The organism is Pseudomonas sp. HR96, assembly GCF_034059295.1.
GTDB lineage: Bacteria > Pseudomonadota > Gammaproteobacteria > Pseudomonadales > Pseudomonadaceae > Aquipseudomonas.
Genome location: NZ_CP139141.1, coordinates 4,680,042 through 4,701,007 on the forward strand (window position 1 = coordinate 4,680,042; position 20,966 = coordinate 4,701,007).

Genomic DNA, 20,966 nt, shown 5'->3' on the forward strand with positions numbered 1-20,966 from the left:
TGACGGCAATGGGAGCTGCGTGCCAGCCTGTGGCCGAACCTGCCGCTCCCTTGCCAGCTTCGCCGCTCCTGCGCGGCCTGGGGTGATCGACGCCCCTTGATAGGAGCCGATTTGATCCCCCCGTTCACACCCATGTTCATTTATTTTCATATCCCCTCAACCGATGCATTTTTTCAATCGGTCATGACTGGTCGTGCGCGCTTTCATGCGCTATTATTTTCGCAAATGAACATACATGTTCGTAATCGACTATAAGATCAGGAGGCCTCCATGGCCCATGCCAACGGTTCCACCCCCCCACTCGCCGAGGTCTATGACGTTGCCGTAATTGGCGGTGGGATCAACGGCGTGGGTATTGCTGCTGATGCGAGTGGTCGCGGCCTCTCGGTGTTCCTTTGCGAAAAGGACGACCTGGCCAGCCATACCTCATCGGCCAGCAGCAAGCTGATCCACGGCGGCCTGCGTTACCTTGAACACAAAGAGTTTCGCCTGGTGCGCGAAGCGCTGGCCGAACGTGAGGTGCTGCTGGCCAAGGCGCCGCACATCGTCAAGCCGATGCGCTTCATCCTTCCACACCGCCCGCACCTGCGCCCGGCGTGGATGATCCGCGCAGGCCTGTTTCTGTACGACCACCTGGGCAAGCGAGAGAAGCTGCCCGGTTCGCGCAGCCTCAAGTTCGGCCCGAACAGCCCACTGAAAAGCGAAATCACCCGCGGCTTCGAATATTCCGACTGCTGGGTCGACGATGCTCGCCTGGTGGTGCTCAACGCCATGGCCGCGCGGGAACACGGCGCTCATATCCACACCCAGACCCGCTGTGTGAATGCCCGCCGAGCCAAGGGCGTGTGGGAGGTGCAGCTGGAGCGCGCCGACGGCACGCTGTTCTCCATCCAGGCCAGGGCGTTGGTCAACGCCGCCGGTCCCTGGGTGGCCAAGTTCATACGTGACGACCTCAAACTGGACTCGCCTTACGGTATCCGCCTGATCCAGGGCAGCCACCTGATCGTACCCAAGCTGTACGACGGTCCAGAGGCGCACATTCTGCAAAACGAAGATCAGCGCATCGTCTTCACCATTCCCTACATGGGCCGCTTCACCATTCTTGGCACCACCGACCGCGAGTACACCGGTGACCCGTCCAAGGTAACCATCACCGACGGCGAGAACGACTATATCCTCAAGGTGGTCAACGCTCACTTCAAGAAACAACTGGGCCGGGAAGACGTCGTGCGCACCTATTCCGGCGTGCGTCCGCTGTGCAACGACGAGTCGGACAACCCCTCGGCGATCACCCGCGACTACACCTTGTCGCTCTCGGGCGGCAAGCAGGAGGCGCCGATACTCTCGGTGTTCGGCGGCAAGCTGACCACCTACCGCAAGCTGGCGGAATCGGCCATGGCGCAGCTGGCGCCGTTCTTCCCGAACATGAAGGACAGCTGGACGGCCAAGGCCACTTTGCCCGGCGGCGAAGATATGAGCACACCGCAAGCCCTCGGCGAAAAACTGCACAGCCGCTGCAACTGGCTGCCCGTTGAAGTCGCCCAGCGCTGGGCCGTCACCTACGGCAGCCGCGCCTGGCGCCTGCTGGAAGGCGCGCGGGGCATCGAGGACCTCGGCGAGCTGATCGGCGCGGGCCTGTACACCCGTGAGGTCGACTACCTGTGTCAGGAAGAATGGGCGCACACCGCCGCCGACATCCTCTGGCGCCGCACCAAGCTCGGCTTGTTCACCACCGAGGCCCAGCAGCAGCGCCTGGAGCAGTACCTGCAGACCACCGAGGCCAAGCGCAGCAAGACCGAAGCCGCCTGATTTGACACGTCCGAGCAACTGACATTTGCCCCCGTCCGCGCAAGCGGCCGGGGGCTTTTTTGTGCAACCCGCCTCGGCATTCGGAATTCCGAACGTTACTTCACCTCAGGGTCGGAAAGCCGTACACCCAACCCCCACCAAACGCCAGCATGAATGCCCGCCGACCAGCAAAATAGGAGCATTCCCTGCATCCAGCCGCCTTGGCACGGGTCATGCTCTGTCAGATCCAGCCAATGAGCATCACCCCGTCGTCGACAACCGGCCCGGTGAAGCCCCAGTGCTCGATAAAAAAAACAATGACGAGGTTATCTTGATGCGCATCGCTCCCCTGCGAAAAAAAGCTGCCCCCCTGCTGGCCCTGGCCGTTACTGCCGCCCTGCTCGGCACCCCGGCGCTGGCCGATGAACTGACCGGCACCCTGAAGAAGATTAAGGATTCCGGGACCATCACCCTCGGCCACCGCGACGCCTCCATTCCGTTTTCCTACATGGCCGATGCCTCCGGTGTGCCGGCAGGCTACTCCCACGACATCCAGCTGCAAATCGTCGAAGCCCTGAAAAAGGACCTCGACCTGCCGGACCTCAAGGTCAAGTACAACCTGGTCACCTCGCAGACCCGCATCCCCCTGGTACAGAACGGCACCGTCGACGTCGAATGCGGCTCCACCACCAATAACACCGAGCGCCAGCAGCAGGTCGACTTCTCGGTCGGCATCTTCGAGATCGGCACCCGGCTGCTGGCCAAGAAGGATTCGCCCTACAAGGACTTCGACGACCTCAAGGGCAGGAACGTGGTGACCACCGCCGGCACCACCTCCGAGCGCCTGCTCAAGTCGATGAACGCCGACAAGCAGATGGGCATGAACGTGATCTCCGCCAAGGACCATGGCGAGTCGTTCCAGATGCTCGAAAGCGGCCGCGCCGTGGCCTTCATGATGGATGACGCCTTGCTTGCCGGGGAAATGGCCAAAGCGAAAAAGCCTGGCGACTGGGCCGTCACCGGCACACCGCAGTCTTATGAAATCTACGGCTGCATGGTGCGCAAGGGCGACGCGCCGTTCAAGAAGGCGGTCGACGACGCCATCAAGGCGACCTTCGCTTCCGGACAGATCAACAACATCTACAACAAGTGGTTCCAGCAACCCATCCCCCCCAAGGGCCTGAACCTGCAATTCCCCATGAGCGACGAGCTCAAGGCACTGATCGCCAACCCTAGCGATCTGCCCGCGCCGGACAAGAAGTCCTGATAAACGCCTGCATCACTCGACCGCCAGGGCGGTCGAGCGACTTCCCCTGTCTGAAAATCATTAATCGAGCGACCCCACGATGAATTACAACTGGGACTGGAGCGTCTTCCTCAAGCCCACCGGCGTCGGCAACGAGATCTACCTGGACTGGTACCTCAGCGGCCTGGGCTGGACCATCGCCATCGCCGTGATCGCCTGGCTGATCGCCCTGGCACTGGGTTCGGTGCTGGGGGTGATGCGCACCCTGCCCAACCGCTGGCTATCGGGCATCGCCAGCGTGTATGTGGAAATCTTCCGCAATGTGCCGCTGCTGGTGCAGCTGTTCATCTGGTACTTCCTGGTGCCTGACCTCCTGCCCGAGGCCGCACAGGACTGGTACAAGCAGGACCTCAACCCGACCACCTCGGCGTTTCTCAGCGTCGTGGTGTGCTTGGGCCTGTTTACCGCCGCCCGGGTCTGCGAGCAGGTGCGTACCGGCATCCAAGCGCTGCCCCGTGGCCAGGAATCGGCCGCCCGGGCAATGGGCTTCGGCATGCGCCAGATCTACTGGAACGTGCTGTTGCCGCAGGCCTACCGCATCATCATCCCGCCACTGACCTCGGAGTTTCTCAACGTCTTCAAGAACTCCTCGGTGGCCTCGCTGATCGGCCTGATGGAGCTGCTGGCGCAGACCAAACAGACCGCCGAGTTCTCTGCCAACCTGTTCGAGGCCTTCACCCTGGCCACGCTCATCTATTTCACCCTCAACATGAGCCTGATGCTGCTGATGCGCCTGATCGAGAAGAAAGTCGCGGTGCCCGGATTGATCAGCGCGGGGGGTAAATAATGGACTTCAGTGGAATCGTTCCTGCGCTGCCTGCCTTGTGGAACGGCATGCTCATGACCCTGCAACTGATGGTGCTGGGGGTACTCGGCGGCCTGGTGCTGGGCACCTTGCTGGCGCTGATGCGCTTGTCATCGAACAAGTGGCTGGCCCGGCTGGCGGGGGCCTACGTCAATTACTTTCGCTCCATCCCGCTGCTGCTGGTAATCACCTGGTTCTACCTGGCGGTGCCGTTCGTGCTGCGCTGGATCACCGGCCAGGACACCCCGATCGGCGCGTTCGCTTCCTGCCTGGTGGCCTTCGTGATGTTCGAGGCGGCGTATTTCTGCGAGATCGTGCGGGCCGGCGTGCAGTCCATCGCCCGTGGCCAGATGGGCGCCGCCCAGGCCCTGGGCATGACCTACCCGCAGGCCATGCGCCTGATCATCCTGCCCCAGGCGTTTCGCAAGATGACCCCGCTGCTGTTGCAGCAAAGCATCATCCTGTTCCAGGACACCTCGCTGGTGTACACCGTCGGCCTGGTCGACTTCCTCAATTCGGCGCGGGCCAACGGCGATATCATCGGCCAGGCCAACGAATTCCTCGTATTCGCCGGCCTCGTCTATTTCGTTATCAGCTTTTCCGCCACGCGGCTGGTCAAGCTCCTGCAAAAAAGGTTTGCCGTATGATTTCCATCAAGAACATCGACAAGTGGTATGGCGACTTCCAGGTGCTGACCGACTGCAGCACCGAGGTCCAGAAAGGAGAAGTGGTGGTGGTGTGCGGGCCGTCGGGCTCTGGCAAATCCACCTTGATCAAATGCGTGAATGCCCTGGAGCCCTTCCAGAAGGGTGACATTGTGGTCGACGGCACGTCCATCGCCGACCCGAAGACCAACCTGCCGCAACTGCGCTCGCGGGTCGGCATGGTGTTCCAGCACTTCGAGCTGTTCCCGCACCTGAGCATCACCGAAAACCTGACCATCGCGCAGATCAAGGTGCTCGGCCGCAGCAAGGCCGAGGCCACCGAGAAGGGCTTGAAACTGCTCGACCGGGTCGGCCTCGCCGCCCACGCCCACAAGCACCCGGGGCAACTGTCCGGCGGCCAGCAGCAGCGCGTGGCCATTGCCCGGGCCCTGGCCATGGACCCGGTGGTGATGCTGTTCGACGAGCCGACCTCGGCGCTGGACCCGGAGATGGTCAACGAAGTGCTCGACGTCATGGTGCAACTGGCTCACGAGGGCATGACCATGATGTGCGTGACCCACGAGATGGGTTTTGCGCGCAAGGTGGCCAACCGAGTGATCTTCATGGACAAGGGCCAGATCGTCGAAGACTGCCCGAAAGAACAGTTCTTTGGCGACGTCACCGCCCGCTCGGAACGGGCCCAGCAGTTCCTGGCGAAAATCCTGCAACATTGAGGGCCCGGCGCACTGTGCCCGTTGGGCGCAGTGCGCTGGCTCGACATAGGCGTCTGTGATGAAATGCGCTTCCGCTCGCCAACGCGCCCCGTCGCCGGCCCTGTACGTGAAACCCCGCCTGATCCGTCACTTCTTCCTGTTGCCGCTGGTGCTACTGGCCATGCTCGGCCTGGGCTACGCCGGCTTCGTCATCAGCCAGCACAACGGCATGCGCGCCCTGGCAGAAACCGGCGAGCGCCAGCTGGAACTGCACGCCCGCGCCGTGGAAAGCGAAATCAACAAGTTCACCTACCTGCCCAGCCTGCTGGAGCTCGAGGACTCGGTAGCGGCATTGCTGGGCGACCCCGACGGCGAGCATCGCCAGGCGGTCAACGACTACCTGGAAGGTCTCAACCGGCGCAGCCACAGCCGCGCCATCTACGTGCTCGACACCAGCGGCCGAGTGCAAGCCAGCAGCAACTGGCGCGACAAGGACAGCTTCATCGGCGAGGACCTGGCGTTTCGCGCCTACTTCCAGGACGCCGTGCGCGGCCTGCCCGGACGCTTCTACGGCATCGGCAGCACCACCGGCGAAGCCGGCTATTACCTGGCCCATGGCCTCGAGGAACATGGCCGCATCATCGGCGTGGCGGTGATCAAGGTACGCCTGGAAGCCATCGAGGAGCGCTGGCAGAAAGCCCGGCTGGAGGCCTTTGTCAGCGACGAGAATGGCATCATCATCCTCTCCAGCGACCCGGCACGGCGCCTCAAGTCGCTCGCTCCGCTGAGCCCCGAAACCAAGGAACGCCTGGCCCGCAGCCTGCAGTATTACTGGTGGCCGCTCGACGAGTTGCAGCCGCTGTCCCGCGAAACGGTAAGCGACGGCGTCGAGAAGATCAGCTTCGCCGGCCACCGCGAAGCGGCGGGCGGCCTGCCCGAAGTCAGCTACCTGCTGCAAAGCCGCGCCCTGCTCGACAGCCCCTGGCATTTCACCCTGCTCACACCCCTGGTGGACCTCTGGCGCGAGTCGCTGATTCAAGGTGTGCTGGTGGCGGTGGCCTTCGCCCTGCTGGCCATCGTGCTCATCGCCTGGAATGAGCGGCGCAAGGTCCTTGCCACCCGCCTGGCCGCACGCGAAGCGCTGGAACTGGCCAACAGCCAATTGGAACGGCGCATCGGCGAACGCACCGCCGACCTGCGCGCCAGCAACGAACGCCTGCGTGGCGAGATTCGCGAACGGCGCCAGGCCGAACAGACCCTGCGCCGGGCCCAGGACGAGCTGGTGCAGGCCGGCAAGCTGGCCGCCATCGGGCAGATGTCCACCAGCGTCGCCCACGAATTGAACCAGCCGTTGGCGGCCCTTCGCACTTTGTCTGGCAACGCCGTACGCTTCATCGAGCGCGGCGCGCTGGACACCGCCAGCGCCAACCTGTCGACCATGAACGAGCTGATCGACCGCATGGGCCGCATTACCGCCAGCCTGCGCTCCTTTGCCCGCCGCGGCGAGGATCGCGGCGAAGCTTCGCTGACCCAGGCGGTGGACGCGACCCTGCAGGTACTCGGGCCACGCCTGACACCATTGATCGAACTGCGAACGCCCACGGCCTCGTTGCGCCTGCCGATCGACCAGACCCGTCTGGAGCAGATTCTCATCAATCTGCTCGGCAACGCCCTGGATGCCACCCTCGGCGTCGCCCGGCCCATGATCGCCATCGAGGCGCAGCAGTCGGCCAGCGGCAGCCAGGTGCGCGTGCGTGACAACGGCCACGGCATCGACGAACAGGCGCGTCTGCAGCTGTTCGAACCTTTCTTCACCACCAAGCCCGGGCAGCAGGGGCTTGGCCTGGGCCTGACGCTGTCGGCCAGCCTGGCCGCAGCGGCCGGCGGCCGGCTGACGGTGGAGCATCCCGAGCCGGGCGGCGCCCTGTTCATCCTCAGCCTGCCACCCTTTCATTCCCCAGCACCTAGCGAGGCCCCATGACTACCGATGCCCTGACCGTGCTGATCGTCGAGGACGACCCCCATGTATTGCTCGGCTGCCAGCAGGCGCTGGCGCTGGAAGACATTGCCAGCGAAGGCGTGGCCAGCGCCGAGCAGGCCCTGCTGCGCGTGGGCAACGACTTCGCCGGCATCGTCGTCAGCGACATTCGCCTGCCGGGCATGGATGGCTTGCAGCTGCTGACCCAGCTCAAGGCCAGCGACCCGGCGCTGCCGGTGGTGCTGATCACCGGGCATGGCGACATCTCCATGGCGGTGGGGGCCATGCGCAACGGTGCCTACGACTTCATGGAAAAACCCTTCGCCCCCGAGCGTCTGGTGGAGGTGGTCCGTCGCGCCCTCGAGCAGCGCGCGCTGGCCCGCGAGGTCAGCGACCTGCGCCGCCAGCTGGCGGGCAGGCAGTCGCTGGAAAGCCGCCTGATCGGCCGCTCGCCGGCCATGCAACAGCTGCGCGAGCTGATCGCCAACGTCGCCGACACTTCTGCCAATGTGCTGATCGAAGGCGAGACCGGCACCGGCAAGGAGCTGGTTGCGCGCTGCCTGCACGACTTCAGCCGGCGTCAGCCGCAGCCGTTCGTGGCGCTCAACTGCGGTGGCCTGCCGGAGAGCCTGTTCGAGAGCGAGATCTTTGGCCATGAGGCCAACGCCTTCACCGGCGCCGGCAAGCGGCGCATCGGCAAGATCGAGCACGCCGACGGCGGCACCTTGTTCCTCGATGAAGTGGAGAGCATGCCCCTGGCGCTGCAGATCAAGCTGTTGCGCGTGCTGCAGGAGCGCACCCTGGAACGCCTGGGTTCCAACCACAGCGTGACGGTGGATTGCCGGGTGATCGCCGCGACCAAGGCCGACCTGCAACAGGCCAGCGGCAGCGGCCAGTTTCGCAGTGATCTGTACTACCGCCTCAACGTCGTGACCCTGGAACTGCCACCGCTGCGCGAGCGCCGCGAGGACATCCGCCAGCTGTTCGAGCACTTCCTGCAAATGGCGGCCCTGCGTTTCGACCGTGAGGTGCCAGCGCTGGACGCGTTGACCCTGTCACGGCTGATGAGCCATGACTGGCCAGGCAACGTGCGCGAACTGCGCAACGTCGCCGAGCGCCATGCGCTGGGACTGCCGGCGTTCAAGCAGAGCGGCGCCGCAGCCACGCCTGGCCTGGGTTTCGCCGAAGCGGTGGAAGCCTTCGAACGTAGCCTGCTGAGCGACGCCTTGGCGCGCAGCGGCGGCAACCTCAGCCAGGCCAGCCTGGAGCTGGGCATGGCCAAGACCACCTTGTTCGACAAGGTGAAGAAGTATGGGTTGGGGTGAAAGCGGCTGGCCCGCATGGCTTGAGAGCATGGAGCAAGGCAGGCAGGTCTTCGACAGCCCGCCCGGTTTGATCTGGGGCATGGCAAGGAATATGCGCCGTCCTCCTCGCCAGCTTCGCCGGCTCCTACATCTGCCCCCGCGTCCAACCCCATTGGGCGTAGGAGCCGGCGAAGCTGGCGACCACCATCCTGGGCACAAAGCCCCAAGAGGCCGTCAGGCCGGGGTAATCTGTGGCGCGACAAGTGAAAATGCGCCGCCCTCCTCGCCAGCTTCGCCGGCTCCTACATCTGCCTCCGCGTCCAACCCCATTGGGCGTAGGAGCCGGCGAAGCTGGCGACCACCATCCTGGGCACAAAGCCCCAAGAGCCGTCAGGCCGGGGTGATCTGTGGCGCGACAAGTGAAAATGCGCCGTCCTCCTCGCCAGCTTCGCCGGCTCCTACATCTGCCCCCGCGTCCAACCCAATTGGGCGTAGGAGCCGGCGAAGCTGGCGACCACCATCCTGGGCACAAAGCCCCAAGAGGCCGTCAGGCCGGGGTGATCTGTGGCGCGACAAGTGAAAATGCGCCGTCCTCCTCGCCAGCTTCGCCGGCTCCTACATCTGCCCCCCGCGTCCAACCCAATTGGGCGTAGGAGCCGGCGAAGCTGGCGACCACCATCCTGGGCACAAAGCCCCAAGAGGCCGTCAGGCCGGGGTGATCTGTGGCGCGACAAGTGAAAATGCGCCGTCCTCCTCGCCAGCTTCGCCGGCTCCTACATCTGCCCCCGCGTCCAACCCAATTGGGCGTAGGAGCCGGCGAAGCTGGCAAGCTTCATTGCGCATCAGAGCCCGGCCACCGGCGCCTGGTCCAGGCGATGGGCTTGCAGGTAGGGCAGCACTGCCGCCAGCAGCGGCGCCTTGAATGCCTCTTGAAAGCGATGCGCCAACCCCGGGATCAGGCGCAGCTCGCTGCCGCGGATATGCGCGGCCAGGTGCACCCCGTGCATCACCGGCAGTAACGGATCCGCCGTGCCGTGCACCACCAGGGTCGGCACGCGCAGGCGATCGAGCAATGGCACCCGACTGGGCTCGGCGAGGATGGCAAGGATCTGCCGCTTGCCGCCCTCCGGTTTCCAGGCGCGGTCATAGGCCTGCGCCGCCTGCTCCAGCAACAGTTGGCGATCATCCTTGACCACCGGGCTGCCCAGGGCAGTCAACAGGTCGGCCTGTTGCTGCAGTGCCGTGGCGCGATCGGGGGCACCACGCCGCGCCAGCAATTGCAGCAAGGCCGGGGTCGGCATCGGCAAACCCGGCGCTCCGGAACTGGACATGATCAAGGTCAGGCTCTCGACTCGCTGCGGCGCGAGGTCGGCAATGTGCTGGGCGATCATCCCGCCCATGCTCGCGCCCAGTAAATGGAAATGGCGAATGTGCAGGGCGTCCATCAGCTGCAGAGAATCGTCAGCCATGTCGCTCAAGCTATAGGTTGAGTTGACCTCCAGACCGAGCTTGTAGCGCAGCACCTCGAATGCCAGGTTGGCGTCGTCGGGCGTTTGCCGCCACGTGGTCAGGCCGGCATCGCGATTGTCGAAGCGGATCACCCGAAACCCATCGTTGCACAGCGCCTGCAGCACCTCGTCCGGCCAGTTGATCAATTGGCCGCCCAAGCCCATCACTAGCAGCAACGTTGGGTCGGTCGGGTTGCCGATGCTTTGGTAAGCCATGTCGACATGCGTTAACTGCACATGCTCGACCGGCCCGTCAACCGCACAGCGCTCGGCTGCGGAGCACCCCAGGGCCGCGCAGAACGCGACCAGAAAAATAAACCCACGCATGCAATACACCAACACCGCTCCCCCAATCGAGGCGCGAGTCTGCTCACTTGGGCGTCAACGCGCTGCCACAATTGCATGACAGTTTGATGATCGCCGCCCAACGTTCCTGTGACCCGGGCCCGGCGGTCGTCGACAGACGATACAACATGAGGCAGACTCACCAAGATCTTGAACCACTCAAAGTATTTTCACCTTCGCCATTGGCTCAGGTTCTGGGGAACCCTCTTTGCTGGAAATTCGTCATCTCAAGACCCTCAACGCCTTGCGCGAAGCCGACAGCCTGGTCGAGGCGGCCGAGCGCCTGCACCTGACCCAGTCGGCGCTGTCCCACCAGTTCAAGGAACTGGAGGAGCGCCTGGGCATGCCGTTGTTCATGCGCAAGACCAAGCCGATCCGTTTCACCAGCGCCGGCCTGCGCCTGCTGCAGCTGGCCGATGCGACCCTGCCGCTGTTGCGCGCCGCCGAGCGCGACATCGGCCGCCTGGCCGGTGGCACCGCCGGGCGCCTGCACATGGCGATCGAGTGCCACAGCTGCTTCCAGTGGCTGATGCCAACCATCGACCAGTTCCGCGACGCCTGGCCGGAGGTCGAGCTGGACCTGGCCTCGGGCTTCTCATTCGCGCCGCTGCCTGCGCTGGCCCGCGGCGACCTGGACCTGGTGGTGACCTCCGACCCCCTGGAGCTGGCCGGCATCACCTACGTGCCGCTGTTCACCTATGAGGCCATGTTGGCGGTGGCCAATCAGCATGCCCTGGCGAACAAGCCCTACGTGGTCCCCGAAGACCTGGTCAGGGAAACCTTGATTACCTACCCGGTGGAACGTGATCGCCTGGACATCTTTACGCGCTTTCTCGAACCGGCCGACATCGAACCTGCGCAGGTGCGCACGTCGGAATTGACGGTGATGATGATGCAACTGGTGGCCAGCGGCCGCGGGGTATGCGGCATGCCGCACTGGGCCTTGCACGAGTACAGCGCGCGGGGCTACGTGAAGGGCAAGCGGCTGGGAGAGAAAGGTCTGTTTGCCACGTTGTACGCGGCGGTGCGCAGCGACATGCTGGATGCGCCCTATATGCGCGACTTCCTGCTGACCGCGAAAGACACGTCGTTTTCGACGCTGGACGGGGTGAGTGCGGTGCGTTGAGCGCCGCTCAGGCGCAGACCGTCTTGGGCCCTCACGGGGCGCTGCTCCTCTCAGGTTGCAGAGTGGAGCAGAGCCGGCAAGGGACTCAGGCGAGCTTAATCTCTGAGGTCTGACTCATGGATCGGCTGATCGCGATGGGTCGCCCGCTGGTATTGCGCCGGCCAGGTGGCCAGGCGCCCGCCCAGGTCTTCGTCGGCGCGCAATGGCCAGTAGGGGTCGCGCAGCAGTTCGCGAGCCAGCAGGATCACGTCGGCCTGGCCGGTGCGCAGGATGTGCTCGGCCTGCGCCGGGTCGGTGATCATGCCCACGGTAGCAGTGGCCATCTGCGCCTCCTGGCGCACGCGCTCGGCAAAGCGCGTCTGGTAGCCCGGCCCCACCGGAATCTCGGCGCTGGCTGCGGTACCGCCGGAAGACACATCGACCAGGTCGACGCCGATGGCTTTCAGGCGCCGGGCCAGCTCCACGGTCTCATCCGGGTTCCAGCCGTCTTCCACCCAGTCGGTGGCCGAAACCCGGACGAACACCGGCAGCTCCTGCGGCCAGACCGTGCGGATGGCTTCGGTGACCTGCAAGGTCAGGCGAATGCGATTCTCGAACGAGCCGCCGTACTGATCCTGGCGCTGGTTGCTCAGCGGCGACAGAAACTGATGCAGCAGGTAGCCGTGGGCCGCGTGCACCTCCACCACCTTGAAGTTGGCACGCAGGGCGCGGCGGGCCGCTTCGACGAACGCCAGGATGACTTCCTGGATCTGCCCCTCATCCAGCTCGGTAGGGGTGGTGTATTGCGGGTCGAAGGCGATTTTCGACGGACCCACCGGTACCCAGCCGCCTTCGCTGACGGGGATGCTGCCATGCTTGCCCAGCCACGGCCGCCAGGTGCTGGCCTTGCGCCCGGCATGCGCCAGCTGGATGGCCGGCACCGCGCCCTGGGCGGTAATGAAGCGGGTGATGCGTTGCAGCGGCTCGATCTGTTCGTCGTTCCACAGCCCAAGGTCCTGCGGGGTGATGCGGCCGTCGGCGGTCACGGCCGCCGCCTCGGTGAACACCAGGCCGGCACCGCCGACCGCGCGGCTGCCCAGGTGGACCAGATGCCAATCGTTGGCCAGGCCATCGGCGCAGGAGTACTGGCACATCGGCGAAACGCCGATGCGATTGCGCAATGTCAACTGACGCAGTGTGTAGGGTTCGAGCAACAGACTCATGGGGCACCTCAGGCAGATTTCGATAATGCGTAGAGCCTAGTCGACATCGGCGTGGCAAGGCACGTTCCTTGCGCCTCGAAAAGCTTCATCAAGTTCAACGCGCCTCGATGTGGGCGATCATCAACTGCACGGTTTCCTGGCCACGAAACTCGTTGAGATCCAGCTTGTAGGCCAACTGCACCCAGCGCACGCTCGGGTTGGGCCAGACGTCGCGGTCAATGCCGAAAGCGATGCCGTCGAGCTTGAGCGAACCGCACTCGCTTTTGAGCACCACCTTCAGGTGACGCTCGCCCACCACGCGCTGTTCCACCAGCTGAAACACCCCGTGGAACAACGGCTCGGGAAAGTGTTGCCCCCAGGGCCCGGCATGGCGCAAGGCTCGGGCCAGCTCCAAATGAAACTCCTCGACGGCCAGGGTGCCGTCCGACAACAGCCGGCCCGTCAGATCATCTTCGCGCAGCTGGCGCCGTACTTCGGCATCGAAGGCTTCGGCGAACGCCGCAAAATTGGCCTCGGGCAGCGACAGCCCGGCGGCCATGGCATGTCCGCCGAACTTGCTGATCAGCAACGGGTGGCGCGCGGCCACGGCATCCAGGGCGTCACGGATATGAAAGCCCGGGACCGAACGTGCCGAGCCTTTGAGCATGCCCTCGCCCGCATCGGCGAAGGCAATGGTCGGACGGTGATAACGCTCTTTCATGCGCGACGCGAGAATGCCGATCACCCCTTGATGCCAATCGGCCTCGAACAGGCACAGGCCGAACGGCATCGATTCCAGCGGCAGGTCCTTGAGTTGCGCCAGGGCTTCGCGCTGCATGCCCTGCTCGATGGACTTGCGGTCCTGGTTGAGGCCGTCCAGTTGCGTGGCCATGTCCCGGGCCAGGTCGGCGTCGGTGCACAGCAGACACTCGATCCCCAGGCTCATGTCATCCAGGCGCCCGGCGGCGTTGAGCCGTGGGCCGACAATGAAGCCCAGGTCGGTGGAGGTGACTTTCGCCGCCTCGCGCTTGGCCACTTCGAGGATGGCGCGGATACCCGGACGGGCACGACCGGCGCGAATGCGTTCCAGACCCTGATGCACCAGAATGCGGTTGTTGGCATCCAGGGGCACCACGTCGGCGACGCTACCCAGCGCCACCAGGTCAAGCAGTTCGCCGATGTTGGGCTGCGGCGCAACCTCATAGCGGCCCAATGCACGCAGCCGCGCACGCAGGGCCATCAGTACATAGAAGATCACCCCGACCCCGGCCAGCGCCTTGCTGGGAAACTCGCAGCCTGGCTGGTTGGGATTGACGATGGCATCGGCAGCCGGCAGTTCATGACCGGGCAAGTGGTGATCGGTGACCAGCACGCGCAGCCCCGCAGCCTTGGCGGCCGCCACGCCTTCCACACTGGAAATGCCGTTATCCACGGTCATCAGCAACTGCGGTTCGCGCTGCAGGGCGACTGCAACGATTTCCGGGGTCAGCCCATAACCGTACTCGAAGCGATTGGGGACTAGGTAATCAACATGAGCGGCACCCAGCAGACGCAGGCCGAGCACGCCAACGGTGCTGGCGGTGGCGCCGTCGGCGTCGAAGTCACCGACGATAAGGATGCGCTGGCGTTGGTCGATCGCCTGCACCAGCAGGTCGACGGCCTGATCGATGCCCTTGAGCTGCTGATAAGGCAGCAAACGCGCCAGGCTCTTGTCCAACTCGGCGGCACTGGCCACGCCGCGGGCGGCGTACAGCCGGGTCAGCAAGGGTGGCAAATCGCCGAGAAACGGCAGGGTGTCGGGCAGTTGACGGGGTTCGATACGCATGAGGCGGGGCAAGGCTCCTGAAGAAGAATCAGTGATGGACGGGGGCTCAGCCGCGCTCGCCCAGCAACCATTCAAGCTGCACTTCGTGCTGGCCGCGGTCGTCGGTGACGAAGATGGTGCCCTCGCTGATCATGACGTCCCACTTGATGACCCGCGGCATGTCCTTGGCCAGGGTTTCCAGAACTTCCTGGGGCACTGCGGCGATGTTGACGTTTTTCAGGTTCTTCACCGCGTCCACCACCTTGCCCTGCCATACGCGCAGGCTGCCGTAGGCCAGGAGGCTGGTGCGCTCGGTGCGGCGCGAGCACCAGGTCAGACGGTCGGCGTCCGGCTGACCGACTTCGATCCAGTGCAGCACGCGGTCGTCCAGGCTCTTTTCCCACAGCGCGGGCTCGTCGACATCCGACAAGCCGCGGCCGAACGACAGGTGCTCGTTGTACCAGAAGGCATAGGCCAACAGGCGCACGGTCATGCGCTCTTCGGTTTCCGAGGGGTGACGGGCGATGGTCTGCTTGACGCTCTCGTACACCCCGCAGTCCAGATCGGTCAGGTTCAGTTCGAATTTATAGGTGGTCGACGGCTGGGCCATGTACGGGCTTCTTGCAACGAGGGAAGGCGCGCATTCTAGCATGGCTGAGCACAGCGCCGCCGCGTTGACGCCCGCCGGGCCACATCGGGCAGCCTGCGCGACGGGCGAGAAACGACGGGTAAAAGAAACCCCGAGCAGTGGGGAGGCTACTCGGGGTTAAACAGATCCAATCTGGATCCGCACGGCAGGCTACCGGCACCGGAGCACAATGCAGGAGCACTGCCATTACTCAATAGGATCGTCGCCGCAGGGGAAGGTTCCGCTTTTCAGCGCAAAGCGGCTGAAAAGCCGGCACCTGCCGCAGCGCTTTTCAGGGCAGCGATCATGCAGGGCTCCAGGCGGCCTTCGGCAACGCGCAGATCACGATGCAACCCGTCGACAACGTCGACCAGCGCGCGCGGGTTGGCGAACTGACTGTGGTGAAAATCCCGGGCCAGCACCGGGCTGCCGCTGGCGCTGCTGAGGGTGACCCGGCATTTGCCGTTGCTCGCGCAAGGGGCGACATGGACTTGATAAGGCGTCAAAGCTTCGCTGAGCAACTGGCTGATACTTTCCATCATGATCACCATTCCGTTGTTCGAATTCAAAGGTGCCTAACAATGACCGTTGGCCATCGCCAAAAGTTCTAATACCCAGCCCTGCTCCGTGCAGCAAGCCTTGGGCTGCCAAACCGCTTTATCGCTTCAGCGGTGCCTGCGTCCTACACGACGCGGCGCCGTTTCCGATGGCGATGGGCTCAAGGAATGGCTAAAAATAGTCGACCGCCCACCGCCACCGAGCCTAAGTTGACTCCTGACCCCCATCCTCTACGAATTTTGCTGGCCGACGATCACCCGGTGCTGCGCATGGGATTGCGTACCCTGGTCGAGCGCGAACCGGAGCTGGCGGTGGCCGGCGAAGTCGGCTCGCCGCTTGAGCTCACCGAATGGCTGCACGCCCATCCCTGCGACCTGCTGATCACCGACTATTCGATGCCGATGCAGGCCCAGCAGGATGGCTTGCGCATGCTCGAATACGTCCGCCAACACTGGCCGCAGCTACCGGTGCTGGTGATTACCTCGCTGGTCAACGCCGGGGTGTTTCGCGCCATCCTCAATACCGGGGTCAGGGGTCTGATCGGCAAGGGCAGCCTGCTCGAAGAGTTGCCCCAGGCCATCGCCCACCTGCGCCGGCGCAAGCTGTACATCGCCCGCGCCGTGAGCCGGGAGCTGTTACAGGCCGGGGAAAACCGTCAGGACCGCCCTTTCGTGCAGGAAACCCTGTCTCCGCGAGAACTGGAGGTGACGCGCCTGTTCGGCGCCGGGCTGTCGGTCAGCGAGATCGCTCTGGCGGTCAACCGCAGCAAGCAGACCGTCAGCGCGCAGAAGGTGTCGGCCATGCGCAAGCTGGGCGTGCCCAGCGACGCGGCGCTGTTCATTTACCTGCAGCAGTATGTCGAGTCGTAGGCGACCTTGGGAATCACAGGCATGGCTGCGGCAGCGATGGCGCTCAGGCAGGAACGCGGAATCTGGAGGAGAACATGCAGGGCTAAGCACCCTGCCGTGCGGGAGAAGGCCATTGCGCGGTGTCCTGCAACTCCTCCACCTCGACCTTGGGCAGCGACTCGCGGGGCAGGCAGGCGGTATCCAGGTAGGCTTGCAGCAGGCAATGCAGGACACTGGCCGATGCCGGCTTCTGCAGCGACGCCAGCACCGGCAGGCCTTGCTGGCGGGCACAGTGGGCGGCCGCGTCAAGCCTACGCCGTTCGGTGCAGCTGAGGATGATCACCGCGTGGGCCAGGCGCTCGCGCGCCAGGTAGCGGACCATGTCCATGCCATCGCCTTGCTCCAGGGCGAGGTCACAGATGGCGATGTCCACCGTGCCGCGCTTGTCCAGCGAGGCATGGGCGTTTTCCAGGCTGTCGGCGGCCAGCACGTCAAAAACGCCGCAGGCGTTGAGCATCTGGTGAATGGCCATCAACTGGAATGGATTGTCTTCGAGCACGAGCACCTTGAGTGAGTGCATGGCGGATATCTCCTGGCGAACTGGGCAGCGTTGCGCGCGTCATCGCGCACAAGGCAATAGCGGCCAATGTAGGCAACCCTTCCAGTCACGGATATAGGAAATTTCCCAAAGATTTTGCTGAACATGTCAGCGGCGTTGACAACTGAGGCCCGTCAACGAAAAAGCACCCGGGCGGGTGCTTTTCGAGGCTGTTGCAGCGGCTGGCTCAGAGCGGCTTGCCGCGGTTGCCGTGCTGCGCGACGTAGGCCTGCATGGCGCCCAGATCGTTGGCCAGGACCGTGCATTGCTCTTCACGCTGCAGCAGGTCGGTGAGATGCGGGGGCAGGTCAAGCGCCTTGCCGACGCCGGCCTTGACCACCGCATCGGGGAATTTCACCGGGTGCGCGGTGCCCAGGATGACCATCGGGATGTCCAGGCTGCGTCGGCATTCGCGGGCAGCGTGCACGCCAATGGCGGTGTGCGGGTCGAGCACTTCGCCAGTCTGCTGATAGACAGCTGCGATGGTCTGGCAGGTCTGCTCGTCGTCGACGGCCAACGAGTCGAACAGCTTGCGTGCTTCGGTCCAGCGCTCCTGCTCGACACTGAAGCCGCCGCCACGCTTGAAGTCAGCCATCAGCCCGGCGATCGCCGCACCGTTGCGACCGTGCAGGTCGAACAGCAGGCGCTCGAAGTTCGACGAGACCATGATATCCATGGAGGGCGAGAGCGTAGCGTGCAGGGTTTGCTTGACATACTGGTTGCCGCTCATGAAGCGGTGCAGGATGTCGTTGCGGTTGGTGGCAACGATCAACTGGTTGATCGGCAGGCCCATGTTGCGCGCCAGGTAGCCGGCAAAGATGTCGCCGAAATTGCCAGTCGGCACCGAGAACGCTACCGAACGCGCCGGGCCACCCAGCTGCAGCGCTGCATGGAAGTAGTAGACGATCTGGGCCATGATCCGCGCCCAGTTGATCGAGTTCACGGCTACCAAAGGCGTGCCCTTGAGGAAGGACTGGTCGGCAAAGCTGTTCTTGACCATTTCCTGGCAGTCGTCGAAGTTGCCTTCGATGGCCAGGTTGTGCACGTTGGCACCTGATACGGTGGTCATCTGCCGACGCTGTACTTCCGACACGCGCTGGTGCGGGTGCAGGATGAAGATGTCGACGTTTTCGCAGTGCTTGCAACCTTCGATGGCCGCCGAACCGGTGTCGCCGCTGGTGGCACCGATGATCACCACGCGCTGCTTGCGCTTGGCCAGCACGTAGTCGAGCAGGCGTCCGAGCAGTTGCAGGGCGAAGTCCTTGAAGGCCAACGTCGGGCCGTGGAACAGCTCCAGCACCCACTCGTTGCCGCCCAGCTGGCGCAGCGGGGCAATCGAGGCGTGGGCGAAGACGCCGTAGGTTTCTTCAAGGATTTTCTTGAAGTCGGCGTCGGGAATACTGCCGGTGACGAACGGCCGCATGACCCGGAATGCCAGCTCGTGATACGGCAGGCCGGCCCAGGAAGCGATCTCTTCCTGGGTGAAGCGTGGCAGATTCTCCGGCACATAGAGGCCGCCGTCGCTGGCCAGGCCGGCGAGCAGTACTTCTTCGAAGTTGAGGGCCGGTGCCTGGCCGCGAGTACTGATATAACGCATTACGAATTCCTCTGGCTCGGGCCGATCAGTTCAGTTGCTCGACGCGGATGCGCACGACGCTTCCGGCCACGCCCTCGAGCGCTTCCAGGGCGCTGATGGCGTCGTTGATACGTTGCTCGATGACGCGGTGGGTCAGGAGGATCAGCGGCACCAGGCCGTCCTGCTCCTCGACTTCCTTCTGCATGATCGACTCTATGTTGATGCCGCGCTCGGAGAGGATGCTCGCTACCTGGGCCAGCACGCCTGGATGGTCCTTGGCCTGGATGCGCAGGTAGTAGGCGCTTTCGCACTGCTCGATCGGCAGGATCGGGTGCGCCGACAGCGAGTCGGGCTGGAACGCCAGGTGCGGCACACGGTTCTCGGGGTCCGAGGTCATGGCCCGTACAACGTCGACGAGGTCGGCCACCACCGAGGAAGCGGTCGGCTCCTGGCCGGCGCCGGCACCGTAGAACAGGGTCGAACCGGCGGCGTCACCGTTGACCATGACCGCGTTCATCACGCCGTTGACGTTGGCGATCAGGCGGCCTGCGGGGATCAGGGTTGGATGCACGCGCAGTTCGATGCCATTGGCCGTGCTGCGGGCCACGCCCAAATGCTTGATGCGGTAGCCCAGCGCTTCGGCGTAGTTGACGTCGGCGGTGGTCAGTTGGGTGATGCCTTCGGTGTAGGCCTTGTCGAACTGCAACGGGATACCGAAGGCGATGGACGCGAGGATGGTCAGCTTGTGCGCGGCGTCGATGCCTTCGACGTCGAACGTAGGGTCGGCTTCGGCATAGCCCAGCGCCTGGGCTTCGGCCAACACGTCCTGGAAAGCCCGGCCTTTTTCGCGCATCTCGGTGAGGATGAAATTGCCGGTGCCATTGATGATCCCGGCGACCCAGTTGATGCGGTTGGCCGACAGCCCTTCGCGGATGGCCTTGATCACCGGGATGCCACCGGCCACCGCCGCTTCGAAGGCGACGATGACGCCCTTCTCGCGAGCCTTGGCAAAGATCTCGTTGCCGTGCACGGCGATCAGCGCCTTGTTGGCGGTGACCACGTGCTTGCCATGCTCGATGGCCTTGAGCACCAGCTCGCGGGCGACGGTGTAGCCGCCCATCAGCTCGATGACGATCTCGATTTCGGGGTTGCTGGCCACCGCGAAGACATCGTTGGTAATGCTGATACCGGTCGTTTCAAACTGAGGCTTTGGCGTGCGCACGGCGATCTGCGCCACTTCGATTCCACGCCCGGCACGGCGGGCGATCTCCTCGGCGTTGCGCTGCAGAACGTTGAAGGTGCCACCACCGACGGTACCTAACCCACAGATGCCTACTTTGACCGGTTTCACTCTGAACTCCCCATGAAACGGCCGACGTGAAGTCGGCCGTGAAAAAAGCCGCAATTGAGCTTGCGGCTTCGTTTTGACGGCAGGCGCCTGGCCTACCCGGCAATACTAACTGGCTATGACTGAGCTGCGAGTGCCAGTTTCGCAATTTGTGGCGCCGGCTGGTAGCCCGGAATCATCTGGCCGTCCTGCAGGATGATCGCCGGGGTGCCACTGACACCGATCGACTGGCCCATCTCGAACTGCTTGTTGACCGGGTTATCACACTTGGCTGCGGTGATTTCCTTGCCGGACATCATCTTCTCCAGTGTGCCCTTGCGGTCCTTGGAGCACCACACGGCCTGCAGCTGCTGGTCGCCCGGCGATTCCAGGCCCTGGCGCGGAAACGCCATGTAGCGTACTTCGATGCCCATGCGGTTGAGCTGGGCGACTTCGCCGTGCAGCTTCTGGCAGTACGGGCAGGTGGTGTCGGTGAACACGGTGATGTGCGACTTGGTCTCACCCACGGCCGGGAAAACCACCATCTGGTTGGCTGGCACGGCGTTGATGGTCGCGGCCACGGCCTGGCGCTCGACCTTCTCGGTCAGGTTGACCGGCTTGCCGTCCTTGACCTGAAACAGGTAGCCCTGCATGACGAACTGGCCATCGGGGCTGGCGTAGAGCACGCGGCCACCCTTGAGCTTGACCTGGTAGAGGCCGTTGAGCTCGCTGCTGGAGATGCTTTCGACCGGCACCTCCAGTTGCAGTGTGTCCAACGTCTTGCGGATCGCCTGCTCGGCGGCGTCGTCGGCGATGGCAAAGGTACTGGCCAACGCGAGGGCGGCGGCGGCGATGATTCGGGTCACGCGCATGGGAACTCCTGAGGTGACGAACTGCTGGGGTGACGAACTGAACAAACCGGGCAAGCC

General features: G+C 64.1%; 18 protein-coding genes. 9 read left to right on the top strand and 9 right to left on the bottom strand.

From position 1 onward, the window contains the following. Positions 1-270: 270 nt before the first annotated feature. The 7 genes from glpD (at position 271) to SFA35_RS20980 (ending at position 8,559) form a co-directional block, all read left to right on the top strand. Positions 271-1,809 (top strand): glycerol-3-phosphate dehydrogenase, encoded by a 1,539-nt coding sequence (gene glpD, locus SFA35_RS20950; RefSeq protein WP_320572424.1) that lies wholly within the window; start codon positions 271-273, stop codon positions 1,807-1,809. A 313-nt stretch (positions 1,810-2,122) separates the two neighbouring features. Next, positions 2,123-3,055, top strand: coding sequence for a glutamate/aspartate ABC transporter substrate-binding protein (locus SFA35_RS20955; protein WP_320572425.1), 933 nt, complete (start codon positions 2,123-2,125; stop codon positions 3,053-3,055). A gap of 79 nt (positions 3,056-3,134) precedes the next feature. Then, positions 3,135-3,881: an amino acid ABC transporter permease gene (locus SFA35_RS20960; RefSeq protein ID WP_320572426.1), complete on the top strand. Its 747-nt coding sequence runs from the start codon at positions 3,135-3,137 to the stop codon at positions 3,879-3,881. After that, complete coding sequence (locus SFA35_RS20965) at positions 3,878-4,546, top strand: ABC transporter permease subunit (RefSeq protein ID WP_320579160.1); 669 nt, start codon at positions 3,878-3,880, stop codon at positions 4,544-4,546. Before SFA35_RS20960 ends, SFA35_RS20965 begins: the two co-directional genes overlap by 4 nt. Further along, positions 4,543-5,277 carry an amino acid ABC transporter ATP-binding protein gene (locus SFA35_RS20970; protein WP_320572427.1) on the top strand — a complete coding sequence of 245 codons (735 nt, stop codon included), beginning with the start codon at positions 4,543-4,545 and terminating at the stop codon, positions 5,275-5,277. Before SFA35_RS20965 ends, SFA35_RS20970 begins: the two co-directional genes overlap by 4 nt. Positions 5,278-5,335: 58 nt before the next feature. Further along, on the top strand, positions 5,336-7,237 hold the full coding sequence (locus tag SFA35_RS20975) for a sensor histidine kinase (protein ID WP_320572428.1): 1,902 nt from the start codon (positions 5,336-5,338) through the stop codon (positions 7,235-7,237). Positions 7,238-7,284: 47 nt separating this feature from the next. Next, the gene (locus SFA35_RS20980; RefSeq protein WP_320579162.1) at positions 7,285-8,559 is read left to right on the top strand and encodes a sigma-54 dependent transcriptional regulator; all 1,275 of its coding nucleotides are present in this window, start codon (positions 7,285-7,287) and stop codon (positions 8,557-8,559) included. An 821-nt stretch (positions 8,560-9,380) separates the two neighbouring features. On the opposite strand, the gene SFA35_RS20985 is transcribed toward SFA35_RS20980, so the two are convergent. Continuing rightward, complete coding sequence (locus tag SFA35_RS20985) at positions 9,381-10,373, bottom strand: alpha/beta hydrolase (protein WP_320572429.1); 993 nt, start codon at positions 10,371-10,373, stop codon at positions 9,381-9,383. Positions 10,374-10,599: 226 nt separating this feature from the next. Here SFA35_RS20985 and metR point away from each other — a divergent pair, with 226 nt between their 5' ends. Beyond that, positions 10,600-11,517: a transcriptional regulator MetR gene (metR, locus tag SFA35_RS20990; protein WP_320572430.1), complete on the top strand. Its 918-nt coding sequence runs from the start codon at positions 10,600-10,602 to the stop codon at positions 11,515-11,517. 95 nt (positions 11,518-11,612) lie between these two features. On the opposite strand, the gene SFA35_RS20995 is transcribed toward metR, so the two are convergent. From SFA35_RS20995 to SFA35_RS21010, 4 genes are all read right to left on the bottom strand, one after another. Continuing rightward, complete coding sequence (locus tag SFA35_RS20995; RefSeq protein ID WP_320572431.1) at positions 11,613-12,719, bottom strand: NADH:flavin oxidoreductase/NADH oxidase; 1,107 nt, start codon at positions 12,717-12,719, stop codon at positions 11,613-11,615. A 94-nt stretch (positions 12,720-12,813) separates the two neighbouring features. After that, positions 12,814-14,523 (bottom strand): single-stranded-DNA-specific exonuclease RecJ, encoded by a 1,710-nt coding sequence (gene recJ, locus SFA35_RS21000; protein WP_320572432.1) that lies wholly within the window; start codon positions 14,521-14,523, stop codon positions 12,814-12,816. 46 nt (positions 14,524-14,569) lie between these two features. Then, positions 14,570-15,112, bottom strand: coding sequence for a YaeQ family protein (locus SFA35_RS21005; protein ID WP_320572433.1), 543 nt, complete (start codon positions 15,110-15,112; stop codon positions 14,570-14,572). A 266-nt stretch (positions 15,113-15,378) separates the two neighbouring features. Then, positions 15,379-15,669, bottom strand: a complete 291-nt coding sequence (locus SFA35_RS21010) for a DUF3509 domain-containing protein (protein WP_320579164.1) — start codon at positions 15,667-15,669, stop codon at positions 15,379-15,381. A 288-nt stretch (positions 15,670-15,957) separates the two neighbouring features. Between SFA35_RS21010 and SFA35_RS21015 the strand changes: the two genes are divergently transcribed. Continuing rightward, positions 15,958-16,557 (top strand): response regulator transcription factor, encoded by a 600-nt coding sequence (locus SFA35_RS21015; protein WP_320572434.1) that lies wholly within the window; start codon positions 15,958-15,960, stop codon positions 16,555-16,557. 82 nt (positions 16,558-16,639) lie between these two features. Here the strand turns inward: SFA35_RS21015 and SFA35_RS21020 are convergent, their stop codons facing one another. From SFA35_RS21020 to dsbC, 4 genes are all read right to left on the bottom strand, one after another. Continuing rightward, a complete protein-coding gene (locus SFA35_RS21020) occupies positions 16,640-17,116 on the bottom strand; it encodes a response regulator (RefSeq protein ID WP_414058428.1) in 477 nt (158 codons plus the stop codon). A gap of 205 nt (positions 17,117-17,321) precedes the next feature. After that, on the bottom strand, positions 17,322-18,731 hold the full coding sequence (gene thrC, locus SFA35_RS21025; protein ID WP_320572435.1) for a threonine synthase: 1,410 nt from the start codon (positions 18,729-18,731) through the stop codon (positions 17,322-17,324). A gap of 25 nt (positions 18,732-18,756) precedes the next feature. Continuing rightward, positions 18,757-20,061 carry a homoserine dehydrogenase gene (locus SFA35_RS21030; RefSeq protein WP_320572436.1) on the bottom strand — a complete coding sequence of 435 codons (1,305 nt, stop codon included), beginning with the start codon at positions 20,059-20,061 and terminating at the stop codon, positions 18,757-18,759. A 113-nt stretch (positions 20,062-20,174) separates the two neighbouring features. Next, positions 20,175-20,909, bottom strand: a complete 735-nt coding sequence (dsbC, locus tag SFA35_RS21035; protein WP_320572437.1) for a bifunctional protein-disulfide isomerase/oxidoreductase DsbC — start codon at positions 20,907-20,909, stop codon at positions 20,175-20,177. Positions 20,910-20,966 lie beyond the last annotated feature (57 nt).